At 34.7% G+C, this 20,278-nt stretch carries 17 protein-coding genes; 12 read left to right on the forward strand and 5 right to left on the reverse strand.

The features are described 5' to 3' along the window. Positions 1-70: 70 nt before the first annotated feature. On the forward strand, positions 71-1,870 hold the full coding sequence (locus tag GXM17_RS18300) for a glycoside hydrolase family 15 protein (protein WP_163400977.1): 1,800 nt from the start codon (positions 71-73) through the stop codon (positions 1,868-1,870). A 78-nt stretch (positions 1,871-1,948) separates the two neighbouring features. Here the strand turns inward: GXM17_RS18300 and GXM17_RS18305 are convergent, their stop codons facing one another. Further along, positions 1,949-2,401: a DUF1810 domain-containing protein gene (locus GXM17_RS18305; protein WP_163400979.1), complete on the reverse strand. Its 453-nt coding sequence runs from the start codon at positions 2,399-2,401 to the stop codon at positions 1,949-1,951. Between the two features lie 199 nt (positions 2,402-2,600). Beyond that, on the reverse strand, positions 2,601-3,854 hold the full coding sequence (gene rocD, locus GXM17_RS18310; protein ID WP_163400981.1) for an ornithine--oxo-acid transaminase: 1,254 nt from the start codon (positions 3,852-3,854) through the stop codon (positions 2,601-2,603). Positions 3,855-4,004: 150 nt separating this feature from the next. Here rocD and GXM17_RS18315 point away from each other — a divergent pair, with 150 nt between their 5' ends. The 3 genes from GXM17_RS18315 (at position 4,005) to GXM17_RS18325 (ending at position 6,509) form a co-directional block, all read left to right on the forward strand. Continuing rightward, positions 4,005-4,457 (forward strand): Lrp/AsnC family transcriptional regulator, encoded by a 453-nt coding sequence (locus GXM17_RS18315; protein WP_163400983.1) that lies wholly within the window; start codon positions 4,005-4,007, stop codon positions 4,455-4,457. A gap of 127 nt (positions 4,458-4,584) precedes the next feature. Then, positions 4,585-5,358 (forward strand): dienelactone hydrolase family protein, encoded by a 774-nt coding sequence (locus GXM17_RS18320; RefSeq protein WP_163400985.1) that lies wholly within the window; start codon positions 4,585-4,587, stop codon positions 5,356-5,358. Between the two features lie 134 nt (positions 5,359-5,492). Continuing rightward, complete coding sequence (locus tag GXM17_RS18325; protein WP_163400987.1) at positions 5,493-6,509, forward strand: M28 family peptidase; 1,017 nt, start codon at positions 5,493-5,495, stop codon at positions 6,507-6,509. Positions 6,510-6,765: 256 nt separating this feature from the next. On the opposite strand, the gene rho is transcribed toward GXM17_RS18325, so the two are convergent. Continuing rightward, the gene (gene rho, locus GXM17_RS18330) at positions 6,766-8,586 is read right to left on the reverse strand and encodes a transcription termination factor Rho (RefSeq protein ID WP_163400989.1); all 1,821 of its coding nucleotides are present in this window, start codon (positions 8,584-8,586) and stop codon (positions 6,766-6,768) included. 185 nt (positions 8,587-8,771) lie between these two features. Here rho and GXM17_RS18335 point away from each other — a divergent pair, with 185 nt between their 5' ends. The 3 genes from GXM17_RS18335 to GXM17_RS18345 all read left to right on the forward strand — a co-directional run bounded on the left by GXM17_RS18335 (position 8,772) and on the right by GXM17_RS18345 (position 11,843). Further along, positions 8,772-9,188, forward strand: a complete 417-nt coding sequence (locus GXM17_RS18335; RefSeq protein WP_163400991.1) for a DUF4293 domain-containing protein — start codon at positions 8,772-8,774, stop codon at positions 9,186-9,188. Positions 9,189-9,352: 164 nt separating this feature from the next. Further along, complete coding sequence (locus GXM17_RS18340; protein ID WP_163400993.1) at positions 9,353-10,018, forward strand: response regulator; 666 nt, start codon at positions 9,353-9,355, stop codon at positions 10,016-10,018. A 229-nt stretch (positions 10,019-10,247) separates the two neighbouring features. Next, on the forward strand, positions 10,248-11,843 hold the full coding sequence (locus GXM17_RS18345) for a tetratricopeptide repeat-containing sensor histidine kinase (protein ID WP_244307440.1): 1,596 nt from the start codon (positions 10,248-10,250) through the stop codon (positions 11,841-11,843). 64 nt (positions 11,844-11,907) lie between these two features. On the opposite strand, the gene GXM17_RS18350 is transcribed toward GXM17_RS18345, so the two are convergent. Next, positions 11,908-12,045 (reverse strand): hypothetical protein, encoded by a 138-nt coding sequence (locus tag GXM17_RS18350; protein WP_163400997.1) that lies wholly within the window; start codon positions 12,043-12,045, stop codon positions 11,908-11,910. A 179-nt stretch (positions 12,046-12,224) separates the two neighbouring features. Between GXM17_RS18350 and GXM17_RS18355 the strand changes: the two genes are divergently transcribed. Further along, positions 12,225-13,916, forward strand: a complete 1,692-nt coding sequence (locus GXM17_RS18355) for a tetratricopeptide repeat-containing sensor histidine kinase (RefSeq protein WP_163400999.1) — start codon at positions 12,225-12,227, stop codon at positions 13,914-13,916. A 71-nt stretch (positions 13,917-13,987) separates the two neighbouring features. Here the strand turns inward: GXM17_RS18355 and GXM17_RS18360 are convergent, their stop codons facing one another. Beyond that, entirely contained in the window at positions 13,988-14,482 is a 495-nt protein-coding gene (locus GXM17_RS18360) for a metallophosphoesterase family protein (protein ID WP_163401000.1), read from the reverse strand. A gap of 182 nt (positions 14,483-14,664) precedes the next feature. Between GXM17_RS18360 and truA the strand changes: the two genes are divergently transcribed. The 4 genes from truA (at position 14,665) to lpdA (ending at position 20,013) form a co-directional block, all read left to right on the forward strand. Further along, positions 14,665-15,405: a tRNA pseudouridine(38-40) synthase TruA gene (truA, locus tag GXM17_RS18365; RefSeq protein ID WP_163401001.1), complete on the forward strand. Its 741-nt coding sequence runs from the start codon at positions 14,665-14,667 to the stop codon at positions 15,403-15,405. An 87-nt stretch (positions 15,406-15,492) separates the two neighbouring features. After that, a complete protein-coding gene (locus GXM17_RS18370) occupies positions 15,493-17,247 on the forward strand; it encodes an ABC transporter ATP-binding protein (RefSeq protein ID WP_163401002.1) in 1,755 nt (584 codons plus the stop codon). A 242-nt stretch (positions 17,248-17,489) separates the two neighbouring features. Continuing rightward, positions 17,490-18,074 (forward strand): NUMOD4 domain-containing protein, encoded by a 585-nt coding sequence (locus tag GXM17_RS18375; protein WP_163401003.1) that lies wholly within the window; start codon positions 17,490-17,492, stop codon positions 18,072-18,074. 550 nt (positions 18,075-18,624) lie between these two features. Next, complete coding sequence (gene lpdA, locus GXM17_RS18380; protein ID WP_163401004.1) at positions 18,625-20,013, forward strand: dihydrolipoyl dehydrogenase; 1,389 nt, start codon at positions 18,625-18,627, stop codon at positions 20,011-20,013. Positions 20,014-20,278: the final 265 nt, after the last annotated feature.

The following is a 20,278-nucleotide window of genomic DNA, read 5'->3' on the forward strand; positions in this document are numbered from 1 at the left end:
TTGGATTAATAACATCGTTTTAGTAAATTTAAAGAATTAATACCCTTTTACCTAACTAAAAGATGACTTTATGAAGAATTTAAACTATGGTATAATTGGTAATTGTCGCAGTGCCGCATTGATTTCAGACAAGGGAGCTATCGAATGGTGCTGCCTTCCGGAATTTGATTCTGCATCCGTATTTGCAAAAATACTGGATCAGGAAATTGGAGGGAGTTTTGAAATACAAGTAACTGATGACTATACAATTACCCAAAAATACATACCAAATACAAGTATATTAGTTACTGCATTTTCTAACGGTACTGATGCTTTTGAAATTAACGATTTCATGCCGAGATACCGAAAAGATAAAGGAGGATATATGGCTCCTCCGGAAATTATCCGTTATTTTAAAAAATTGTCAGGAAACCCTTCGTTCAGGATAATTTATGATCCGCGTCTGGACTACGCATCAGGTGTAACGAGCAGTTTCGTGAAAGAAAACCATATCGTAAGCCTTACCGGTACAATAAAATTTGATTCCCTTTTCTTATACAGTAATTTAGATCTGGAAAGTATTGCCAATGGAAATGAAATCACGCTTCACGGTGACGGTTATCTTTTAATGGCGTATAATGAGAAAATTTTTATTCCAACGCTCACAAAAATAAATCTGGAATTTGAAAGAACCAAAACCTATTGGCTCAGCTGGAGTGATAAAACTACAGAATATAAAAAATACAATGAGCAGATTGCGCGTAGTGCCATTACGCTTAAATTACTCAGTTATGAAAAAACAGGTGCTGTTTTAGCAGCAGCTACAACTTCCCTGCCCGAAACTATTGGAGAAGTTAGAAACTGGGATTACAGATTCTGCTGGATTAGGGATGCTTCTATGGTAGTGAAGGTCATTTCTGAACTTGGACATAAGAAACTTGCCAAAGATTACCTGCAGTTCATCATTGATTTAGTTCCTAATAAAGATGAAAAACTGCAAATCATGTATGGCATCAATAAAGAAAAAAAACTGACGGAGGAAACACTTGATCACCTCAGCGGCTACATGGGCAGCAAGCCTGTGCGAATTGGTAATGCAGCCTACTCCCAGCGCCAGAACGATATTTACGGTATTCTTATGGATGTGATTTACCAGCAGCTCATCTCTTTCAGTAATGATACAGAAAACGGCGAAGAACTCTGGAACATAACCAAAGGAATCGTTTGGGTGGTAAATAAACACTGGCAGGAACCTGACAAGGGAATTTGGGAATTCAGGACTGAGGAAAGGCATTTTACATTCTCTAAAATATTGTGCTGGACAGCCATAGACAGAGCCATCAAAGTTGCCAGAATATTAGGCAAAAGACACAAAGCAGAAAAATGGGAGCCATTAGCTGCCACTATAAAAAATGACATCATGGAAAATGCCTGGAATGAAACGGTACAGGCTTTTACGCAGTCTTATGGCTCTAACGACCTTGATACTTCAGTACTTTTAATGGAAAGTTACGGTTTTATTGAAGCTATGGATCCAAAATATGTTGCAACCGTCAAGGCAATTGAACGTGATTTAAGCAATGACGGTCTTTTATACCGTTATAAAAACAAGGACGATTTCGGTCTTCCCTCTTCTTCTTTTACAATTTGTACATTTTGGTTCATTAACAGCCTGTACAAAATTGGAGAAGAAAAGAAAGCAGAAAAACTTTTCGAACAATTACTTTCTTACAGCAATCATTTAGGATTATTTAGTGAAGATATTGATTTTGAAACTAAACGCCTTTTAGGGAATTTTCCACAGGCCTATTCTCATTTGGCACTTATAGAAACAGCTATCAATCTTTCTAATATTACCAATGAAGAGGTAGTGCTTGATGCGATACGTTAATTTCAGGTAATTAAATCAAAAAGCGATTGTCTCCGGACAATCGCTTTTTGATTTATATAACTAAGTAAGAAAGTAAAATTAAGATGCCAAAGCAATTTCCAATGGTGCTTTTATTGCGGACAAAGTAAACGGATCTGAATATCCTGAGAAAAAAACATCCAGTATTTCCTTAAAAACAGGATCAGCATTTTGAGCCTGAGAAAAAAGAGTCATCGAAGAACACAGTTTTCTTGCATCTAATTCTCCAAGAATAGCCTCTATTGATTTTCTTTTATATTCAAGCAGTACCTGGCAAATTTCAATCAGATGTTTCGCTAAAACAGGGTGATTCAAAAAATCTTCTGCTTCTTTAAGATTTGCAAGTCCATAATAATTAGCTATTGTGCTTTTTCCTAAACCTTTTAGCTGCGGAAAAATAAACCACATCCAGTGCGTTTCTTTCTTCCCTTTTTTTAATTCGGAGTAAGCAGTAAGATAAAGTTTGTTCTGTGCATCTAAAAAGCGTGTTAAATCATTATTTGCGTAAGCCATTCTGAAATAATTTATAAGGTTAAACAAATTTTAGGTTGTTTTTAAAGTCCTCCAAAACTACTCAGCTTCTCAGTTTAAAATTTTATATAATTATTAAAATTGCATTATATAATTTCAATTTCTATGAAAAAGAAACAGCTGCGAAAAAATAGTAATCGCAGCTGCTTTGAACCCATATAAATAAAGACAAATTTAATTTTTAATTTTTGAAATCATTCAAAGATTTCTCAATAATAGCAAGGCATTCCTTAATTTGATCTTCTGTAATGACCAAAGGCGGAGCCAGACGAATTTTATTTCCGTGAGTTGGTTTTGCCAATAATCCGTTATCCCTGAATTTCAGGCAGATTTGCCAGGCAAGATCCGATTCTTCATCAGAATTGATTACAATCGCATTCAGCAAACCTTTTCCGCGAACCAGTGTAATTAAATTGTTGCGTTCGGCAATTTCGTTTAATCCTTTTCTCAAAATGATTCCCAGACGTTCTGAATTCTCAGCCAGTTTTTCATCTTTTACCACTTCAAGAGCTGCAATCGCAACAGCAGCCGCAACCGGATTCCCTCCAAAAGTAGAACCGTGTTGTCCCGGTTTGATTACATTCATGATTTCATTATTTGCCAAAACCGCCGAAACCGGATAAACACCACCGGAAATTGCCTTTCCTAAAATCAAAATATCAGGCTGTACGTTTTCGTGATGAACGGCTAAAAGTTTCCCTGTACGTGCAATTCCAGTCTGAACTTCATCTGCAATAAACAGTACATTATGTTTTTCGCAAAGTGCTTTTGCTTTCGCTAAATAACCTTCAGACGGAACATAAACTCCTGCTTCTCCCTGGATTGGTTCTACCAGGAAACCGGCAATATTTTTTGACGATTCCAGTGCTTTTTCCAAAGCCTGCAGATTATCATATTCTATTTTTATAAAACCTTCTGTAAAAGGACCGAAACTCTTGCGGGCAGTTTCATCATTCGAAAACGAAATAATGGTTGTGGTTCTTCCGTGAAAATTATTCTCACAAACGATAATCTGCGCCAGATTTTCATGGATTTCTTTTACTTCATAAGCCCATTTTCTGCAAAGTTTCAAAGCTGTTTCTACCGCTTCGGCACCTGTGTTCATAGGCAAAACTTTATCAAAACCAAAATAATTGGTTACATACTCTTCGTAATTTCCTAATTTATCATTGTAAAATGCTCGTGAAGTCAAAGTCAGTTTTTGCGCCTGCTCTGTCATTGCCCCTACGATTTTAGGATGACAATGTCCCTGGTTTACGGCAGAATAAGCAGACAAAAAATCATAATATTTCTTTCCGTCCACATCCCAGACATAGACACCTTCCCCCCTGTCTAAAACTACAGGAAGCGGGTGATAATTATGAGCTCCGTATTTATTTTCTTTATCTATTAAAATTTCAGATTTAGATGAAAGAGCTTGTTTAGTATGTTCCATGATTTTGAGTTTTTTATCTTTTCAAAATTAATCATATTATTTTATTTCACAATAAAAAACCATATTTTTGACTTTATTTTACAATTATAAAGTGAATTATAAAAATTATAACCAAATTAAAAGTCAATTTTAATTTCAAACAATATAAAAATGGATTCATTAGACCAATTTGACATCAAAATTATCCAAGAACTGGAAAAAGACGGCAGAATGGCTTTTTCAACCATCGCTGCAAATTTGAAAATCTCAAATACAATGGTGCATCAGCGGGTGAATCGCTTAACAGAACAAGGAATTATTTCAGGAATTAAACCTTTGGTAAACGAAAAAAAAATGGGTTACGACTGGGCTTCTTTTACCGGAATTACACTCAATAAAGATTCGGATTCGGAAAGAATTATTGAAGCCTTAAAAGCCATTCCGGAAATTACGGAGTGCTATTATGTGACGGGATCTTTTACACTCTACATAAAAATTATAGCCAAAAATCACGAGCACTTGCGAAATGTTCTTTACGAAAAAATAGACCGTATTTCGGGCATCGCTAAAACCGATTCGATTGTAGAATTGGGATGTGCTTTTAAAAGAAATATTACGCTTTAAATTTCACAATGTTTTTAAACTACTATTTTTCAACATTTTAAATTCTTATAAAAAACCGCACAAGAAAATATTATTGAGTTTTTTGGTACGATTTTATTTTAGATATTTGTTTAAAATTGTAAAAATCATGAAAAAATCAACATTCTTAATTTTAGTTATTTCCTTATTTTTCAACGCTATGAATGCCCAGTTAAAAACCGTAAAATACAATGACGGAGATCAGGTTTTAAATGGATTATCTATAAAATCTGCGAAAAAAAGCAGTCAAAACCCGGGTATTTTACTTTTACCGGCATGGCTGGGGATTGACAATGCCTCAAAAGGAATTGCTGAAGATTTATCAAAACTGGGTTATACCGTTTTTATAGCTGACATTTACGGAGAAGGAAATTATCCTAAAAATACTTCCGAGGCCGGAAAACAAGCCGGATTTTACAAAAAGAATTATGAGGCGTATCAAAAACGTATTCAGCTGGCTTTAGACCAACTAATTAAATCAGGTGCAAATGCCAATAATATTGTAGCAATTGGCTATTGTTTTGGCGGAACAGGAGTTTTAGAAGCTGCCCGCGGAAAACTGAATGTGAAAGGCGTTGTTTCTTTTCATGGCGGTTTAGGCAAAGATGCTGCCAGACCTTCTGAACCTATCACAACCAAAGTTTTAGTTTGTCATGGTGCTGATGATCCATTTGTTTCAAAAGAAGAAATATCGGGTTTTCAGCAGGAAATGCGTGAGACCAAAGCCGACTGGCAAATGATTTATTATGCAAATTCGGTACATTCATTCACAAATCCCGAAGCCGGAAATGACAATTCAAAAGGCGCTGCTTATAATGCCGTTGCTGCAAAACGTTCTTTTGAACATTTACAGCTTTTCCTAAACGAGGTGCTTAAAAAGTAACCTCATCATAAATCACCATTACTGACAAAGCCAAAAAGTTCATTTGTTAAAAGTGTAACATTATTTGTTATAAAATTTATTTTTATTCTATTTTTACTGCTTATATATCTCCATAAATTTACGCTAAACAAAAAATGAAAAAATTTTTAATTCTATTTTTAATCGTTTCTGCATATTCATGTAAAAACGCCCACAGTGTTATCTCCAATGACAATTCGGATCCTTCAAAATACATTGAAAAAATTTCCGAAAAAAACTTAAAGGCAATGCTTTACACAGTCGCTTCAGATGAAATGGAAGGTCGTGAAACGGGTTCGAAAGGCCAGAAGAAAGCAGGACTTTATATGATAGAGCAATATAAAAAAAATGGGATTCCTTTTCCAAAAGGTGCTTCAGATTACTATCAGCACATTCCTGCGTCTTACTTAAATGCAAAGCACAATGAAAACTTACAGGATTCAGAAAACATCTGGGCATACATTGAAGGTTCTGAAAAACCAGATGAAATAGTAGTAATCTCAGCTCATTACGACCATGTTGGCATTCAAAATGGTGAAGTTTATAACGGTGCAGATGATGATGGTTCCGGAACGGTAGCCTTACTGGAAATGGCAAAAGCTTTCGCAAAAGCTAAAAAAGAAGGACATGGTCCAAAACGTTCTATTTTATTCCTGCACGTAACAGGTGAAGAACATGGATTGCATGGCTCAAGATATTACTCTGAAAATCCATTATTCCCATTAGCCAATACAATCGCCGACATCAATATTGATATGATTGGCCGTCGTGACGTGGAGCACGCCAAAACAAACAATTATGTATATGTTATAGGAGCTGACAGATTATCATCCGATTTACATAATGCTGTAGTTGCACAAAATGAGAAATATATCAAAATGGATTTGGATTTTAAATTCAACGATCCAAAAGACCCAAACCGTTTTTATGAACGTTCTGATCATTATAACTTTGCCAAACATGGTATCCCGTCAGTTTTTTTCTTTAATGGGGTACACGAAGATTACCATGGCAAAGACGATATCGCAGAAAAAATCGAATATGATGCTTTAACCAAAAGGACTAAGCTGGCTTTTGTTGTTGCCTGGGATTTAGCAAACAGAAAAAACAGACCCGTAGTGGATAAGAAATAGGTTCTGAGGTTCTGAGGTTCTGAGGTTCTGAGGTTCTGAGGTTCTGAGGTTCTGAGGTTCTGAGGTTCTGAGGTTAGGTTCTGAGGTTCTGAGGTTCTGAGGTTCTGAGGTTCTGAGGTTCTGAGGTTCTGAGGTTCTGAGGTTCTGAGGTTTCTCTTAGCAAATGTCAAAAAAAAGGATGAGCAAAGCTCATCCTTTTTTTTATATTTATTTAAGCTTAGAAACTTAGCAGCTTAGAGCCTTAGCAGCTTTTTTATCAGTCATTCATCGAAATCAAAAACTCTTCGTTATTTCTGGTTTTCTTGAAACGGTCGTTTACAAAATCCATAGATTCTACCGGGTTCATATCAGATAGATATTTACGCATGATCCACATTCTTTGTAATGTTTTTTCGTCTAACAGCAAATCATCACGACGAGTACTTGATGACGTTAGATCAATTGCAGGGAAAATACGTTTATTAGCAATTTTACGATCCAGCTGAAGTTCCATGTTACCGGTACCTTTAAATTCTTCAAAGATAACCTCATCCATCTTAGAACCGGTTTCTGTCAATGCAGTAGCGATAATACTTAGAGAACCTCCGTTCTCAACATTTCTTGCGGCTCCAAAGAAACGTTTTGGTTTTTGAAGTGCATTAGCATCAACACCCCCGCTTAATACTTTTCCGGATGCCGGCTGAACTGTATTGTAAGCTCTTGCCAAACGTGTAATCGAATCAAGAAGAATTACGACATCGTGTCCGCATTCTACCAGACGTTTTGCTTTTTCGAGTACGATATTTGCAATTTTCACATGTTCCTGTGGTTCTCTGTCAAATGTAGAAGCGATAACTTCTCCACGCACGCTTCTTTGCATATCAGTAACCTCTTCAGGACGCTCATCGATCAAAAGAACGATTAGGTAAACTTCAGGATGGTTTGCCGCAATCGCATTGGCGATGTCTTTTAACAACATTGTTTTACCCGTTTTCGGTTGTGCGACTATCATACCGCGCTGCCCTTTTCCGATTGGAGAAAATAAATCGATAATACGGGTTGATATAGAACTGCCTTTTTCGGCTAATTTGAATTTTTCAGAAGGAAAAACTGGTGTCAGATGTTCAAAAGAAACTCTGTCGCGAACTACCTGAGGATCATGTCCGTTGATTTTCAATACACGGACCAAAGGAAAGAATTTCTCTCCTTCTTTAGGAGGGCGAACCACTCCTTTTACAGTATCTCCGGTTTTAAGACCAAACAATCTGATTTGAGAAGTTGATAAGTAAATATCATCCGGAGAGGCTAAATAATTATAATCTGATGAACGTAAGAATCCGTAACCGTCTGGCATCATTTCAAGAACACCCTCACTTTCGATAATTCCGTCAAATTCAAAGTCTGAATCCCTGAAATTATTATTCTTTTTGTTTTTATGATTTGGATTCTGATTTCCGTTATTTCCGTTAGTATTCCCGTTTTGATTTGGATTTGGATTCGGATTCAGGTTCGGGTTCTGATTCGGATTTTGTTTTTTATTCTGATTAGGGTTAATCTTTTTTACCGGAACATTTCCTTCTTCTTTTTCAGCATTCGGTGTGGCCTGAACATCTGCTTCTGCTTCTACAGCCTCTTCAGTAGTTTCTTCTTGTGCTGTTTCCTTCTCTTTCTGCAAGGCAACCTTTTTCTCGTATGCTGATTTATTAAACTTAACAATTTTCGGCTCCTTTTTCTCTACTGTTTTATTTTCACGAGTTTCTTCAGCTTTTGATTTTGGCTGAATTTTAGCATTTTGTTTAGCCGGAGCTTGTATTTCCTGACGTGGTTCTTCCACTTTATCAAATTCTGAAACAGGAGCATTTTTACTGGCAGCTGTTTTTTTTGCAGGAGCGATTCTTGCCCGTTTTGGTTTTTCATCCATTATTTCTGCATTTGTAACAAGAGGTACAGGCGGCTCTGCAGTCGCTTCCTGATGCGCTAAAATCTGACTGATCAAAGTATCTTTTTTGACGCCGTTAAACTTTATTGTTTTAGCTAATTTAGCTATTTCCTGAAGCTCAGAAAGCTTCATTTCTTTTAATGCAGAAATATCAAACATGAATGTTCTATGAATTTAATTATTTTAAAGGAAAATACTGTAAAAAGAATAAGGTAGATAATTATTTTGAATTGACCGCAGTATGAAGTGCTTACGGTATTATGATGCAATAATACGAATAAAATTTTATCATACAATAGTATTTATAAAAAAGAAAATATATTTTTGTAAAACAATTACAGACCATGCTACAACGAATTCAGACCATATATTTAATCCTTACCTTTTTAATCACAGGTGTATTATTATTTTTTATCCCGCTCTGGACATTAAATAATGGGAAGGCATTTTATTTCATGGAGAGTCAGCTCTACACAGTTTTATTGGGACTAAGTACCATGCTGACCATCATCAGTATTATTTCATTCAAAAAAAGACAAAATCAGTTTGTTATGGGCAGACTGAACATCATATTAAATTTAATTTTATTAGGATTATTTGTTTACCGTTCGCTAAATTTATCTGGAGAAACAGTTAATACTGTTTCTGAGAAAGGTATTGGGATGTTTCTTCCTATTGTTGCTATCGTGTTATTAGTTTTAGCTAATAAGGCCATCAAAAAGGACGAAGATCTTGTAAAATCTGTGGATCGTTTGAGATAAACCTATAAACTTAGTTTATTGCGCGAAGAGAACCCGAATTGAATAATTCGGGTTTTTTTGTATAAAATTCACTATATTTATTACCAGGCAATGAAAATAAACCTTAGAAATTCACGATTTTAAGTAGATATTTCATAATTTCGCTTCTGTTATTTCAATTATTTATGGCACATAAAATAAGAATACACCTCGCTGATGACCATTTAGTACTTATTGACGGATTAATAAATTTATTAAGTACTGTTTCTGAATTCGAAATTGTTGGTTCGTCCTCTAATGGTTTGAACATATATGATGAAGTAACAGCAAATAGTGCAAACATTTTGGTGCTTGATCTGAGTATGCCTGAAAAAGACGGCATTGAAGTTTTGAAAGAATTTCAGCAAAAAGGATATCCCTGCAAAGTCATCATCCTGTCCAGCTATGATGATTTAAAAATCATCAGGGAAGTAATGAATTTGGGTGCCAGCGGCTATCTGACCAAAAAATGTGCAGGAGAAAATATAATTGAAGCCATTGAAGTAGTCAATGAAGGAGAAGAATATTTTTGCAACTCTGTGAGGGAAAAAATCTTCAACACTTTTACAGAAAATAATCCCAAATTAAACAAAAAAAATATTGTTCCAGAAAATTCAATCCTGACAGGCCGCGAATTAGAAATTGTAACACTGATTTCACTCGAATACAGTGGAAAAGAAATCAGCGAACAATTATTTATAAGCACCAATACTGTTGAAACTCATCGCAAAAATATAATGAAAAAACTACAGACAAAAAACACTATTGGACTTGTAAAATATGCTATCAAAAATAATTTGATAAAATCGTAAAATTACTACTTTAACCAGCTTTGTCGTTAGGATTAATTTAGCATTCCTCTTATTTAAACAAATGCTTTCAAAAAATATCCTATAAACTATTTCATTTGAATAATATTTATGAACTTATTTCATTACTTATCTTAATATGTCGGTTTTTCGCAATTTTATAATTTACTTTTTAATAATTCTTTATTATATTCCTGCGGCAAGCCAAAAAAAAAATTTTACAGAAAAAGAGTTGTTAAAACTTTATAGTCAGGCAACAACTAACCTTCATAATGAAGATTATGAGAAATCATTAATACAATCCAGACTTCTTCTTAATCATTCTCTTTTATCTCAAAACAACAATCTGATTGCAAGGGCGTACAATACTATTGCAGCCAATTTTGATGGAATATCCGAACCTGATAAAGCTCTTTTTTATTATCAAAAAAGCCTGATATATGCTGAAAAATCTAATGATTCAGAACTTCAAAACTGGCTTTACAATAACATTGGAAATATTTATTGTTTTGACAAAAAGAAATATGAAAAAGGCATCTCTTATTATATAAAGTCGCTATATTACAGCAGGTCGATCAGGGATTCCTCCCAAGTTTTTCTTACCAAACTTAATATCACATGGGCCTATTTTGACATAGGACGCTTCTCCGAAGGATATCCTTATTTAGAATATATCAACAAACACAATCAGAAATACGGCATAGAAACCACTGCTGCCGTTACTGACATGCTTAATGGTATGTACTATAGCTATATTAAAGACATTCAAAAAGCAGATTACAGCTTTAAAAGAGGTATAAAGAATGCCATAAAATATGATGAAAAAACCGACTTATCCTATATTTACCAGGAATATTCAAGATTTTTATCTAAAAGTAAAAAATTCGAAGCTGCTTATAAATACTTAAGTGCTTTTCAGCAATTAAACGACGAAATCAATCTTCAGGATAAGGCAAAGAAAGCAAAAATTGCAGGAATAAATCTCGAAATTGACGAATACAAACGGGAGATTGATAAAATGGGAATCGAAAGCAAAAAAAGAGAGAAGTTATTTCATTCTGAAAGTGTCCGTAAAAACAAAATGACAACTATCATCCTGTCTTTATTCCTGATTAGTCTTATTTTATTCTACTTTTTTTATCAAAATACCAAACTGAAGCAAAAAAACAGAATTAAGGATATTCAGAATAAAATACACCAAAATATAATCAATGCCAGTATTGACGGACAGGAAAGCGAACGCAAAAAGGTTGCTTTATTTTTACATGATACTATTAGTGCCTCATTGTCATCGGCAGGAATGCATCTAAATGTTTTTTTATCCCAGCATGACAGCCTTCCTGCTGAAATTACCAAAACAAAATTAATATTAGATGAAACCCATGATAAAGTCAGGGACCTCTCCCACGATCTTATCCCTACTTTATTAGCACGTTTTGGATTACTATATGCTTTGGATGATCTCTGCGAGAAATATTCCAATTCAACCTTACATTTTGAATACCAAAACACTATCCCTATCAAAAAAAGATATAATGAGAAATTTGAAACGAGGCTCTATTTTATCATTTCTGAACTTTTGAATAATATCATCAAACATAGCGAAGCCAGCAAAGCTCAAGTTTCGCTGATTGAAAATAAAAATGAAATGATTATTGAAATTACGGATAATGGAAAGGGTTTCGATACCAATAAATTTAATTTTGTGGAAGGATTTGGTCTTAATCAAATCAAAGCCAGAATTAATAATCTGAATGGGCAATTTGATGTCAAATCAAAAATTAATGAGGGAACTTCTATCAATATTTGCGTTCCATTAAATAGCTAAAAAAACGCTTCATTTCTGAAACGTTTTTTTTCTTCTCGCCTTTGAAAGAAACTATTAATTTTTATTAAGCTTCCGTTTTTCCGCCTTTTCTCTCATCGGCTTCTCCAATTTCTTCATCTTCTTCATCATCCGCAAAAAAATACTTTGCCTGCTCATACCCTGCTAAGTCTTGAAATTCTAATTCTAAAAATCTGTCTGACATAATTATTTATTTAAAGTTGATATTTCTAGCTTATTATTTTTCTTCATAAAGGCATCTTATCTTATTAATATTACACCAATTACCCTACAATAATAAACATTTTTTTTTAGAATAAGAATGAATTTAATTATTAAATTTGAACAAAATACTAAAATTTAAATCTGTTATCATTAATATAAATGCGTAGAACCTTAAGAAATTTATTACTCATTTTGCTTATTTGTTTTTTCAATTGTATTTATTCTCAAAATGTAAATACTAATAAAACAGAAGCTGAAAAATTAGTTCTTGAGGCAACTGAAAGTTGGAGAAATAATAACTATCAAAAATCATTATCGCAAAGCAGACACGCTTTAAAAAAAGCCATAGCAAGTAATGATTATCATCTGATTGCCCGGAGCTATAATCTAATTGGTGTAAATTTCGATGACCTCCTAATGTTGGATAAGGCGCTAACTTTTTACTTAAAAGCACTCTACTACATAAATAAAACAAACAATACTATTTACAAAGGAAAGATTAACAATAATCTTGCAAACATTTATTTCTTTGATAAAAAACAATACAAAAAAGGGATACAGTATTATAAAAAAGCACTGGAATACAGCAAAAATTCAGCCGATACATCAATTATTTACATTCGAAAACTCAACATAACCTGGGCTTATTTTGAAATTAAAGATTTTAAAAACGGATTGTCTTTTTTTAAATACATAAACCAATTCAAACAATACGGTGATGAGTCAACAGAAGTTGCATTAAACATGTTAAACGGCATTTATTATGGGCATTTAAATGATTTAACCAAAGCAAATTTTTATTTTTCGAAAGCCATCAAATCAGGAAATACAAGTGATGAAAAATTTGATTTATCGATAGCCCATCAAAAGTATGCTGCTTTTCTATTTAAAAACAAGAATTATAAAAAAGCTTATGAAAACATAATAGAATTCAACCGATTAACCGATGAAATTACAGATTTGGCAAAACAAAAAAAAACAAAACTTGCCGGGGTTAATCTTGAATTGGACGAATTTAAAAGAGAAGTCGATAAGATCGAAACAGAATATAAAGCCAAGCAAAAACTACTACAGGAAGAACAGTCACGCCACAAAAAAATATTCAGTATCATCGTTATTTTATTCCTCATTATTACCATTCTTTTTTACTTTTTCTACCAAAACACAAAACTGAAACAAAAAAACAGAATAAAAAGTATCCAGAATAAAATACACCAAAACATCATCAATGCCAGTATTGACGGGCAGGAAAGCGAAAGAAAAAAAGTTGCTTTGTTTCTACACGACACCATCAGTGCCTCCCTCTCATCTGCGGGAATGCATTTGAATGTTTTTTTATCGCAGCATAATACTGTTCCTGATGAAATCATAAAAACAAAATTTATCCTTGACGAAACACATGACAAAGTAAGAGATCTTTCACATGACCTACTTCCTACTTTATTAGTCCGTTTCGGATTGTTATATGCTTTGGATGATCTATGCGAAAAATATTCTAATTCGACGTTACATTTTGAATATCAGAATACTATTTCAAGCAAAAAAAGATATGCCGAAAAATTTGAAACAAGACTCTATTTTATCATTTCAGAGCTTCTGAATAATATTATAAAGCACAGCGAGGCCACCAGGGCTGAAGTTTCGTTATCAGAAACAGAAAACCACAAGGAGTTAATTATTGAAATTACCGATAACGGAAAAGGATTTGATATTAATGATTTTAATTTTGTGGAAGGATTTGGCCTTAATCAGATAAAAGCCAGGATAAATAATCTGAATGGACAATTTAAGGTAAAGTCAAAAATTAATGAAGGGACTTCTATTAAAATAACGGTTCCTCTTGGGGATTGATTTTTTAGTCCTTAGTAATTAGTCATTAGTAATTAGTCATTAGTAATTAGTTTTTTTACTCCCTAAATACGCTATCTTTTATCGATTTCTATGATTTCTAAATCTTTTATTTTGTCTCCTTCAATTACAAAACGCAACATGGTTCTTACCTGATGGAAACCGCTTTTACCGGCTGCTCCGGGATTCATGTGCAGCAGATTATTTTTTTTGTCAAACATCACTTTTAAAATATGCGAATGCCCGCAAATGAATAATTTTGGCGGATTGTTTTGCATTTCTTCCTTAATGGCAGGATTATATTTTCCGGGATATCCTCCTATGTGTGTAATCCAGACTGAAACTTCTTCGCACAAAAAACGACTGTGGAGCGGAAATTCCAATCGTGCCTGCGCATCATCTATATTACCATAAACACAACGCAGCGGTTTTAATTTTTTGATAGTATCAGTAACTTGCAGATCTCCAATATCTCCTGCATGCCAAACTTCATCTGCCTGAGCCACATATTTTAAAATAGTATCATCAATGTGACTGTGCGTGTCGGAAAGAAGGAGGATTTTGGTCATTTTTTAAAAAAGGGACTAAGGTTCTAAGCTGCTAAGGTACTAAGATTCCTGCGTTGAGTATGCAATGTAATACTTCTTTATTGTTACAATTTTATTTTCTTATTAGGAGTTAGACGCACAGCAGTGCGTCTCTACCAAAAAAACTTTGTACCTTTGCAACTTTGTCACTTTGAACCTTTACTTTGAGATATTTTATTCAATTTGCTTATAACGGAACCCAATATCACGGCTGGCAATTTCAGCCCAACGCATCTTCTGTTCAGGAAACTTTAAACAAAGCACTTTCTGTTTTATTGAATTCCACAATAAATGTAATGGGTGCCGGAAGAACTGATACTGGTGTTCATGCATCTGAAATGTACGGGCATTTTGATTTTGAAAATCTTATTGATGTTCCGGTTTTGGTACACAAACTCAATTCGTATTTACCGAAAGATATTGCTATTTTTGACATTATCCTTCTCCATAATGACGCCCATTGCCGGTTTGATGCTGTCAAAAGAACTTATGAATACCATATCAATACTATTAAAAATCCGTTTTTAGAAGGACTGAGCTGGTATATGAATCAAAAATTAGATGTTGATTTGATGAATGAAGCGTCGAAGATTCTATTAAAACATACCGATTTTCAATGTTTTTCAAAAGTACATACCGATGTCAATACATTTGATTGCACGGTTTTTGAGGCGTACTGGAAAAAAGAAAACAACAAACTGATTTTTACAATTTCGGCAAATCGTTTTTTACGAAATATGGTTCGGGCGATTGTAGGAACTTTAATAAATATAGGTCTGCATAAAATTTCGCTGACTGATTTCGAAAACATTATTGCCAGTAAAAGCAGAGAGAAAGCGGGATTTTCAGTTCCGGCGCATGGTTTATATTTAACAGGAATTAATTACGATTACATCATAAAATAGCCCTGATTGCAATGGAAATCCTTTTGTGTTTTTTCTTTAAAAACAAAAAAGATTGAAGTGAAAAGCAGGAATCAGCTCCTAAAATAAATGAAAGCAAAAGCATTTGACACCGGATTATTCAAACGGATTCTAAAATATACCAAACCTTATAAATGGCGCTATTACGGCGTTATCCTTTTTGCAGTATCGTTATCGGTTTTTGCGGCACTACGCCCCTACTTACTGAAACAAACTGTTGACGGGTACATAAAAACGCATGATAAATACGGTTTGCTGATGTACATTATCCTGATGGGAATTGTTTTACTGATGGAAGTATTCTCTCAGTTTTACTTTGTTTTTTGGGCGAACTGGCTGGGTCAGGATATTGTGAAAGATATTCGAAATAAGCTCTTTAAACATATTTTGAGTTTCAGGATGAAGTATTTTGATTTGGTTCCGGTTGGGCAATTGGTAACCAGATCTGTTTCGGATATTGAATCGATAGCACGTATTTTCAGTCAGGGATTATTTATGATTATAAGTGATTTGATGAAAATGCTGGTAGTACTGATTTTTATGTTTTACATGAACTGGAAACTCACGTGGATCGTTATTGTCGCCATGCCGGTTTTGGTTTACATCACGAGAATTTTTCAGCGCAAAATGCAGGTTGCATTTGAGGAAGTTCGAACGCAGATTGCCAATATGAATTCGTTTGTGCAGGAGCGCGTTACGGGAATGAAAATCGTTCAGCTTTTTAACCGGGAAAAAATCGAGATTGAAAATTTTAAAAACATCAACGACAAACATCGTGTTGCCTGGATTAAAACAATTTTATACAACTCGATCTTCTTCCCGATTGCCGATATCATTTCGTCCATTACTTTAGGATTGGTTGTGGTCTTTGGCGGATTTAAAATTCTGAACGGAGATAACTTTACGACTTTTGGAGATTTATTTTCTTATACCATGTTCATCGGAATGTTGTTTAATCCGCTGCGTCAGATAGCGGATAAATTCAATGAGATGCAATTGGGAATGATTGCTGCCAATCGTGTTTTTGATATTATTGATACGCAGGATCACATTCAGGATACCGGAACCCTGGAGGCGCCTGTTTTTCAGGGAAGCATCGAATTCAAAGACGTCCGTTTTAGTTATATCCCGGAAGAAGAAGTGATAAAAGGGATTAATTTATCGGTAGCTTCTGGACAGACAATCGCTATCGTAGGATCAACAGGAGCCGGAAAATCGACCATTATTAATTTACTGAACCGTTTTTACGAAATTAATAGCGGAACTATTTTTATTGACGGACACAATATCGAAAACTATACTCTGGCTTCATTGCGAAAGCAAATTGCAGTGGTTCTTCAGGATGTGTTTTTGTTTGCTGACACCATTTACAATAACATCACTTTACACAATCCCGAAATTACGCGTGAGCAGGTTATAGATGCCGCTAAAAAAATTGGCGTGCACGATTTCATCATGAACCTGCCTGACAATTATGATTTTGATGTAAAAGAACGAGGCGTCATGCTATCTTCCGGACAACGACAACTGATTGCTTTTTTACGTTCGTATGTGAGCAATCCGAGTATTTTGATTTTGGATGAAGCAACCTCATCTATCGATACTTATTCTGAAGAATTGATTCAGCGTGCAACAGAAACTATTACCAAGGGCAGGACTTCTATTGTTATTGCGCACCGACTGGCAACTATTGTAAATGCCGATAAAATTTTGGTAATGGATAAAGGTCTGATTGTAGAACAGGGCACACATCAGGAATTATTAAATAAAGCTAATGGTTTTTATAAAAACCTGTACGATTCGCAATTTTCTGTTGCAAACTAAAGCATTTACAGATATCATTCTTTTTAAATTTTAGTATATTTTACAATGACTTCAAAAAGATAAAAGAGAGCTCACTTTGTTAATTTATAACTTTTGGATAGTAAAGCAGTTTAATGCCCTTCTTAAAAGTTAAAAAAGCGTTATAAGAATCATAAATTTTACCGTTAAAAATCAAGTACATAGCTTTTTTTTCTTTGAAATTGTATCTTTGAGATAATTAGAATTTCAAATGCAAAAGACGTATGCCACAGATTAGATTTTATCCAAATGAAGAATTCAAAGAAATAGAAATTAATGAGTCCTTACAATTTAGATATGCCATTTCAAACAAAGGAAGACTGATTAGCTTTACAGACGATATACAAAACGGACGCCTTTTAAAAGGAGGTTTAAGCGATGGATATCCCACGTTTAGATTCAAAATCAGACAAGGTGATAAAATTGTCAATAAATACCTTTTCCTCTACAAATTAGTAGCCCAGTATTTTATTCCGAAACAATCAGAAGACCAGACTTACGTACTTCATTTAGATTATATACGCAACAATGATGATGTGAAAAACCTTCGCTGGGCTACCAGAGAAGAAATGATTGCCCATAGCCGTAAAAGTCCGCACGTTATTCAGGCCAAAAAGAACCTCATTGAACACAATATAAAATCAGACGGCAGAAAACTGACTACTACCAAAGTCATGCTGATCAAAAAAATATTAGCCCGCCCGGAGCAAAAAACACGTCTGAAGATGATTGCAAAACAATTTGGCGTAAGCGAAATGCAGATCAGACGTATTGCCAGCGGTGAAAACTGGGGACATGTAAAAATTTAAGAGTTAATTGTTATTGGCAAATTATTAATGATATCACGCCGAACAATGTCCGGGAGCTGTAAAAGTTCCTGGACTTTGTTTTTTGGAAAAACTTCATTTTTCAGATTTATCTTCAAAATTTTAATTTACAGTTCATAATTCACAATTTACAATTCACAATTCCCCTGTTTTCTGTGAAAAGACTAAAATCTGCATGGGTAAAAACAAATTTACAAGTGTTTTTTAAAATAAATCCTTAAATTCGCAGGCACAAATAATCGTGAATAACTGGAAAAGAGTTTCAGAAAAATAAGGCTCTATTTCAGTAGTAATACTAAATAACCAAAAAAATGACAAGAGGGTTAGCGACTGCATTTTTACAAATAACAAATAAATTAGCAAAAAATGACACGAGCGTTAGCGACTGCATTTTTACAAATAACAAATAAATAACCAAAAAAATGACAAGAGCGTTAGCGACTGCATTTTTACAAATAACAAATAAATTAGCAAAAAATGACACGAGCGTTAGCGACTGCATTTTTACAAATAACAAATAAATAAGTAAAAAATGAAATACGACGTTATTGTTTTAGGAAGTGGTCCCGGCGGATATGTAACAGCCATCAGAGCATCACAATTAGGCTTTAAAGTAGCTGTAGTTGAAAAAGAAAACTTAGGTGGTGTATGTTTGAACTGGGGATGTATCCCAACAAAAGCATTACTGAAATCGGCTCAGGTTTTTGATTATTTAAAACATGCTTCTGATTACGGATTAACAGTTTCTGAATTCGATAAAGATTTCCCGGCAGTTATTCAGCGTAGCCGTGGTGTTGCAGAAGGAATGAGCAAAGGAGTTACTTTCCTGATGAAAAAAAACAAAATCGACGTTATCGAAGGTTTCGGAAAACTGAAACCGGGAAAAAAACTTGACGTTACGGATAAAGACAATAAAGTTACTGAATATAGCGCTGATCATATCATCATCGCAACGGGTGCCCGCTCCCGTGAGTTGCCAAACTTACCTCAGGATGGTGTAAAAGTAATTGGGTACCGTCAGGCAATGACATTGCCTACACAGCCAAAATCTATGATTATTGTAGGTTCCGGTGCAATTGGAGTTGAGTTCGCTCACTTTTACAATTCAATGGGAACAGATGTTACTATTGTAGAATTTATGCCAAACGTTGTACCGGTAGAAGACGAAGATATATCAAAGCAATTTGAAAAATCATTGAAAAAAGCAGGTATCAAAGTAATGACTAATTCCTCTGTTGAGAAGTTAGATACTTCAGGAGCTGGAGTTAAAGCTACTGTAAAAACTGCTAAAGGAGAAGAAATTCTTGAAGCTGATATCGTACTTTCTGCGGTTGGAATCAAAACAAACATCGAAAATATCGGTTTAGAAGAAGTGGGTATTGCTGTTGACAAAGATAAAATCTTAGTAAACGCTTACAACGCAACAAATATCCCGGGTTACTACGCAATTGGAGACGTTACTCCGGGTCAGGCTTTGGCTCACGTAGCTTCTGCTGAAGGAATCAACTGTGTAGAGAAAATCAAAGGCCTTCACGTAGATCCAATCGATTACGGAAACGTTCCGGGTTGTACCTATGCAACTCCTGAAATCGCTTCTGTAGGTTTAACAGAAAAACAGGCTAAAGAAAAAGGATACGAATTAAAAATTGGTAAATTCCCGTTCTCAGCTTCTGGAAAAGCAAAAGCTGCCGGAAATGCTGACGGATTCGTAAAAGTAATCTTCGATGCGAAATACGGAGAATGGTTAGGATGCCACATGATTGGTGCTGGTGTTACAGATATGATTGCTGAAGCAGTTGTAGCCCGTAAACTTGAAACTACAGGTCATGAAATCCTTAAATCGATCCACCCTCACCCAACCATGAGCGAGGCGGTTATGGAAGCGGTTGCTGATGCTTACGGCGAAGTAATTCACTTGTAATCAATAGCCGTTTTACGGTTACATATAATTTTCAATTTAAAGAATCCGGTTTGTGAAAGCAGACCGGATTTTTTATGGCCATGCCCCGTAGAAAAAGCGGGCCGGGCTATACGCTAAATTCCCGATTAACAAAAACTACGGCTAAAAAGCCTTGTTTTTCTAAACCGGGAGATACCACTGCTATCCCTATGTCATTAAGTTAACGTCACTTCGAGTGATTTTTAATCATAATGCGATAGCTTTATTATTAAAAATTGTATCGAGA

The organism is Flavobacterium fluviatile (assembly GCF_010645065.1).
GTDB lineage: Bacteria > Bacteroidota > Bacteroidia > Flavobacteriales > Flavobacteriaceae > Flavobacterium > Flavobacterium fluviatile.

Coding starts and splice junctions, on each gene's coding strand:
- GXM17_RS18355 (WP_163400999.1), top strand. CDS start 12,225: ATGCGTAGAACCTTAAGAAATTTATTACTCATTTTGCTTATTTGTTTT.
- GXM17_RS18320 (WP_163400985.1), top strand. CDS start 4,585: ATGAAAAAATCAACATTCTTAATTTTAGTTATTTCCTTATTTTTCAAC.
- GXM17_RS18350 (WP_163400997.1), bottom strand. CDS start 12,045: ATGTCAGACAGATTTTTAGAATTAGAATTTCAAGACTTAGCAGGGTAT.
- GXM17_RS18335 (WP_163400991.1), top strand. CDS start 8,772: ATGCTACAACGAATTCAGACCATATATTTAATCCTTACCTTTTTAATC.
- lpdA (WP_163401004.1), top strand. CDS start 18,625: ATGAAATACGACGTTATTGTTTTAGGAAGTGGTCCCGGCGGATATGTA.
- GXM17_RS18325 (WP_163400987.1), top strand. CDS start 5,493: ATGAAAAAATTTTTAATTCTATTTTTAATCGTTTCTGCATATTCATGT.
- GXM17_RS18305 (WP_163400979.1), bottom strand. CDS start 2,401: ATGGCTTACGCAAATAATGATTTAACACGCTTTTTAGATGCACAGAAC.
- GXM17_RS18360 (WP_163401000.1), bottom strand. CDS start 14,482: ATGACCAAAATCCTCCTTCTTTCCGACACGCACAGTCACATTGATGAT.
- GXM17_RS18315 (WP_163400983.1), top strand. CDS start 4,005: ATGGATTCATTAGACCAATTTGACATCAAAATTATCCAAGAACTGGAA.
- rocD (WP_163400981.1), bottom strand. CDS start 3,854: ATGGAACATACTAAACAAGCTCTTTCATCTAAATCTGAAATTTTAATA.
- rho (WP_163400989.1), bottom strand. CDS start 8,586: ATGTTTGATATTTCTGCATTAAAAGAAATGAAGCTTTCTGAGCTTCAG.
- GXM17_RS18375 (WP_163401003.1), top strand. CDS start 17,490: ATGCCACAGATTAGATTTTATCCAAATGAAGAATTCAAAGAAATAGAA.
- GXM17_RS18300 (WP_163400977.1), top strand. CDS start 71: ATGAAGAATTTAAACTATGGTATAATTGGTAATTGTCGCAGTGCCGCA.
- GXM17_RS18370 (WP_163401002.1), top strand. CDS start 15,493: ATGAAAGCAAAAGCATTTGACACCGGATTATTCAAACGGATTCTAAAA.
- GXM17_RS18340 (WP_163400993.1), top strand. CDS start 9,353: ATGGCACATAAAATAAGAATACACCTCGCTGATGACCATTTAGTACTT.